We start from the raw sequence: 4,985 nt of genomic DNA, 5'->3' as shown, positions 1-4,985 counted from the left end.
GTCGCTGCTTCGAATTAGCCGCTGGTTAAAGGCAGCATTATGGAAGCCAGCTTACATTTGGCTGCGAAGGTTTGAGAAAAAAGCCGTTCCATAACAAAGGCAAATGTCGTTGTTCCTTTTGGATGAACTGTATATAATTTTCAAAAAATGGATAAAGCCACCTTTAGTTGGACTTTGACTTTTTGGCTTAATTTATGAGAAAATTATTTACGGAATATTCCAACTATATTTATGCAATGCTAGTGTAATAAGATACACCCAGTAAACTAATAAATGTTTTTTCATAGCTAAAGCCCTTCCCAAAAAGTTTTTCGTACGAAAATATTTTCGTGAAATCCATCGGAATAAAATGAAGATTCTTCGGTATTTTTAAATCAACTTCAACCAATCTTTGTACTTTAAATTCCTGTGTAAATGGATGATCAATTTCAAATATTTCAAGAGTGTTTTCCAATTCAGGGTGTCGTAAACAAAAAGTATCTAAGCCTGCCCCGAGTATGACATATTGCTTTACCCCAAATTTAATTTCATTTTGTAATACATTTTCGCAATACGCAGCACGTGCTAAAGGTGTCGGTGATAACTGAACTTGTGTAATCCATTTTAAAATTTCCTCCGGATTACCTTTATATTTTTTCGCAATTTCTTTGTTAAAGAACTGAATGCCTTGAACCATATTCTTTTTAATGTCATGATATTCTTTTTGTGAAATTAAGTCTTTAGCTATAAAATCATCAAAAATTTTTGGTGTATCGAATTGACTATGGTAAGCTCTACCAAAAGCTGATATTAATGAAGTTAAACTTGATTCATTTTGTTTCATGTAATAATCGCCTCCATTAAAATAGTGATAAAACAAGACAATCTTCCATCTAAATTAATAAAAGCTAATTTCTTCATAATCAATTTCATAAACATATTGCTGAATAACTGATTTTCTACTTGGATGAATTTTGTTTATAAATTTAATAAATTGATCCTGCCATTCACTTTCAATCTCCCTTTTTCTAATATTAGGTGAAGAAAGGTATATAGAATTATTTCTTAATTCTTCATAGAACACTATTTTTGTCAAGATAGCTAGTTCTACATCACCAAAAGTCTTAAAAAGTTCTTCATATTCATCGTTCAATAAACAATCGGTATTAAGTATATCGATATAATCATGAAGGGAATGAAAATTTGTCCGAATTATATCAATCTTATCCACTGACTTTTCACAATTCATGATTTTCTCAATTAATAACCGAAATCGATGATCGCTCATTCTATCGGATGCGTTAAAGGTGGTTAAAGGAGGAGTTTTCAATTCTTGTTCTAAGATAACCACTGTTTGCAGACGGTTATGCTTAACAACACTTTTTAACCTCTTTGCCAAATTTATTCCACATTGTTTTATATAATATGACATTAGAGAATCACTAATATTAAAATGATGGAGTAATTTTTCTACAGCTTCTAAAATAATCAATTGTATTTGACTATCACTTATATTACTAAATAGATTCTTTATCTCCTTATATTGTTGTACCGAGATTCTTATTCTACTAGGTAATTCTCCTGATAAAACAGAAAAAACTGCATTATTTAACACTAACTCAAATATATTAAATAACTCAATTCGGTAGTCAAACCCACACATTCTCCCATAATTAACTAAAAGATCTCGAAGATCATCTTGGTTAAACATTTGGCAAAATTCTGTTTCAATTTTTAAATAGGTTAAATATTGTTTAAGATAATAAACACCTTGAATAGTCATATCATCAATTGCTAACGGATAATCAATGCTAGCCATTGTATTATGTGCATCAAAAACGACTTCATATTTTTTTAGAAATAAAGGTATGGATTCATCGATTGTTATATTATAAGAATCAACAGCAACATCTAATTTATTATTTCTTATCTCCTTAAAAAGAGCTCTCGTCTCCTCAAGACAATCCTTAACTATCTTTACTCCCTGTTCATATGTGATTTCCATATTGTTTTTTTTAACAAAGTTGATAGCATTTTCCGGATCACCTAACTGAAACAAAAAAGCATCTACCGCATATAATATGGAAGTTAAAATTTCCTCAGCCACATCAGAACTAATTGAAGAGCTCTCTTCTCTTGTGTACCTCCTGATTGACTCCTTTAAAATCTGCATTAATTGTATTTGAACTTCATACATTTCTTGACTATTGAGTAATCCTTCCCTTAATCCTACGTTTAATAAAGATATTGTATATTGATTTCGTAATAGTTGAATGTTATTTATCTTTTTCTGTTTTACTAACAACAAATCATTATGTTGTTTTTCTAATCCCACAAATGCTCATCCCCCTCAAATACAGACTTTCTAAATCGAACATCACTTCTAAACCTTTGTGCAAATTCATCAAGCTTGCTTTTTAAAAGCTCCAATGACCCACCACAAACACCGTCGAAGTATTCCCTTATAATATCTACCAATTGAGAGTCACTGATACGATCTTCGGTTTCATTTTTCATGTAATAAAATATCTCTTGTAATTCATTAAGTGTCAATTGATAATTCTTATTATCGATATAAGGGGAAGTACAAAACACCTCTGCTAATTCTTTAATTACACTAATATCCGTTTCCACTCGACCATAGTTATAAAGTATTTGATTTCTAGAAATAATCATGTCCTTTATTTCATTACTAGTGAGCACCAATCCATATTGTTTAGTTTTTTCATTTACTTTTAATACTTCATCTGTATATTTCTCTAAAATCGATATATCTAAGGATTGAAAAAACTGAGGCAATAGCATGTGCTCTTCCTCCTTTTGATAAAAACCCACATTCAACTATTGACTTTTAATCTAAAATATGATATTGTTATAATTGGATTATTTTATTTTTTAAAGGAATGCTATTATATTCCTTTTTTACCCGGCTGTCAATTCTTATTTCAAAATGGAGTGAGTCAAGTTTTTGTGGGCAATGATTTTTGTTGCCAAAAATCGAGCGCCAACTTTTTGTGAATTCTGTTTTTGACATACCTGCAGAATTTTAGTGTGTTGAAAATTCCGTCACACTCCTTGTAGTCCCCTGAGAGCTTGTGTAATTGGTTTCCCAATAGACTGCGTTAAATATAAGGCACGTTGTTTCGAACACTCTCTTTGACAGTCTTTCTAACTTTTTTTTTATAACTCTTTTTATTCTCTTGTTTATCTTCAATATTTACGGATTCATCGAATCCATAATTGATATGAACTGTTAATCGATCATGCTTTGATATCAATCCCCGAATCATTTGTCACGCCCCTAAATCGCTCCAACTAGTTCCATTCTTCATACGCCTTGCCATAACACGCATAGGACTTTCTGCATTACCCAACCGACGCATGCCTTTGGCTTCAAGCCATTTTCGATAGTCTTTAAATGCATCTGGGTTGTTTTCAATTTGGGTTAGAAGTTTTTCTGCAGCTTCTTCCAATTCCAGGGTAGGTAGTGTTCCCATCGCTGTATTTAATTCAACAATTAATTGGTCAAAATTATAATCAAGAAAAGCGCGTTGGATCGCATTTTTTCTCGGGTGACCTCTAAAGATAGTTTTGATTTCCTTCGCAATATGATAACGGTCAACGATGACGTAAGCATTTTTTCCAAAGTAGTCCTTGGCATCTTGAATCCAAGAAGCTTGGTCACCATTGATAACTAGGAGATGGACCATCGGATCATACTTAAACGTGTCATAAAGAAAGTGTTCAACTGCCTCCCAAAATGGCTCGTCTGTTTCATGATGGAAATGACGTTTATGTATCAACGATACACGCTCACCATTTACTGACCACCCTTGGTGGACGGCAACCATTTTTTCTTCCTTTGATTTTCGATGACTTCTTTGACGGGAAACATGTAATCCGTCGACTTGAATAAACAATACACGGTTTGTAATATGATCGCTTTTTGTTGGTAAAGAAATCTCCAGTAATTTTTGGCGAAGCCATTCATGCCTAACCACACGATAGCCTGCAATTTTCTCAAGGTTATCCGCTGCTGAGCGATAGGATGGGCCTTCTATTGCCATTTCAATTCCCAATTGCTCTATGAACGGGCTAGCCCCTGAAGCACCATTAAAATTGAGCTGCTAATCTAATAGATGCACATACTCACTGGTATTCCGATTGAAATAATAATTGCGATCAAAGAAGACGGACCCAAAGATGGTATCAATTTGAACGTTTCGTTTTCCTACATGCCGAAGACACTTCTTATCCCGACTTTCCATTAATTCAGTATCCATGTCCATTAATAGCTTTTTCATGATTTCGGAATATTCTTCTTGTAACTGTTGAAATAATTCAGTCTCTAGTTCTTTTAAACTCAGCTTGGATGTGTTAAATTTATTCATGAGAGCCACTCCTTGTCTTTTGGGGTTTAGTCACTTTAAATATACAAGAAGTTGGCTCTCTTTTCTATGGCAAAATTAAAAATAATTCTACCGCTCTTCGCTTGCTAACCCTGGTTTTTTCAAAAATGGACAAAAAGCACGTCCATTTCGAAAAAAACCAGGGATTAAATTTGTTGCCCAAAAAAACTAAAATTAATGTTTTTTATTTTTATTTGCCTATAAACATTTTACTCATACTTCAAAATGCAACCAACTGAATATTCGGATAACATTCTCCCTTTTAATAGATTCTCCCTCATGGAGAGAATATAGATAATCTCCCAATATTTAATTCCTATTCATTCATAATATTTATCCAATATTATTTAGATATCAAAATAGAGTGTTCTTCACCTTTATTTTGTTTGTACTTTTTCATCCCCTATTCTAAATTAATAATTTTTCTGTTCAATTTTTATAAACCTATTTACTCATTTACTAAGAAAGGAGAGTGTAAAATATTGGTTCTTTGTCAAATGGTGTTGGTGAATAAATTTTAGTGACATTATTTGGTAATATGTAATCGGATGGCTTAGGGGAAATTCGAGGTTCCCCTAAGCTGTTTTTATTTTCGCT

Annotated in this window: 2 protein-coding genes and 2 pseudogenes; all 4 read right to left on the bottom strand. The window is 32.5% G+C overall.

Going from position 1 to position 4,985, the window contains the following annotated elements; all coding sequences use genetic code 11:
• Positions 1 to 244 precede the first annotated feature (244 nt).
• A pseudogene (locus IEV18_RS16360) lies at positions 245 to 823 on the bottom strand (class I SAM-dependent methyltransferase); the annotation flags it as partial.
• 54 nt (positions 824 to 877) lie between these two features.
• Positions 878 to 2,314: a DUF6179 domain-containing protein gene (locus tag IEV18_RS16355; RefSeq protein ID WP_188393430.1), complete on the bottom strand. Its 1,437-nt coding sequence runs from the start codon at positions 2,312 to 2,314 to the stop codon at positions 878 to 880.
• Positions 2,305 to 2,784, bottom strand: a complete 480-nt coding sequence (locus IEV18_RS16350) for a DUF6323 family protein (RefSeq protein ID WP_041844659.1) — start codon at positions 2,782 to 2,784, stop codon at positions 2,305 to 2,307. The genes IEV18_RS16355 and IEV18_RS16350 overlap by 10 nt, the downstream gene beginning before the upstream one ends.
• 488 nt (positions 2,785 to 3,272) lie before the next feature.
• Positions 3,273 to 4,370, bottom strand: a pseudogene (locus tag IEV18_RS16345) (ISLre2 family transposase).
• Positions 4,371 to 4,985: the final 615 nt, after the last annotated feature.

The sequence above is a fragment of the Compostibacillus humi genome, from assembly GCF_014637175.1.
Classification (GTDB): Bacteria; Bacillota; Bacilli; order Bacillales; family Amphibacillaceae; genus Oceanobacillus; species Oceanobacillus humi.
This window is presented reverse-complemented; position numbering and strand designations above follow the sequence as displayed.

Excerpts from the sequence above, each read along its gene's own strand:
- IEV18_RS16350 (WP_041844659.1), bottom strand. The coding sequence starts at position 2,784 with ATGCTATTGCCTCAGTTTTTTCAATCCTTAGATATATCGATTTTAGAG.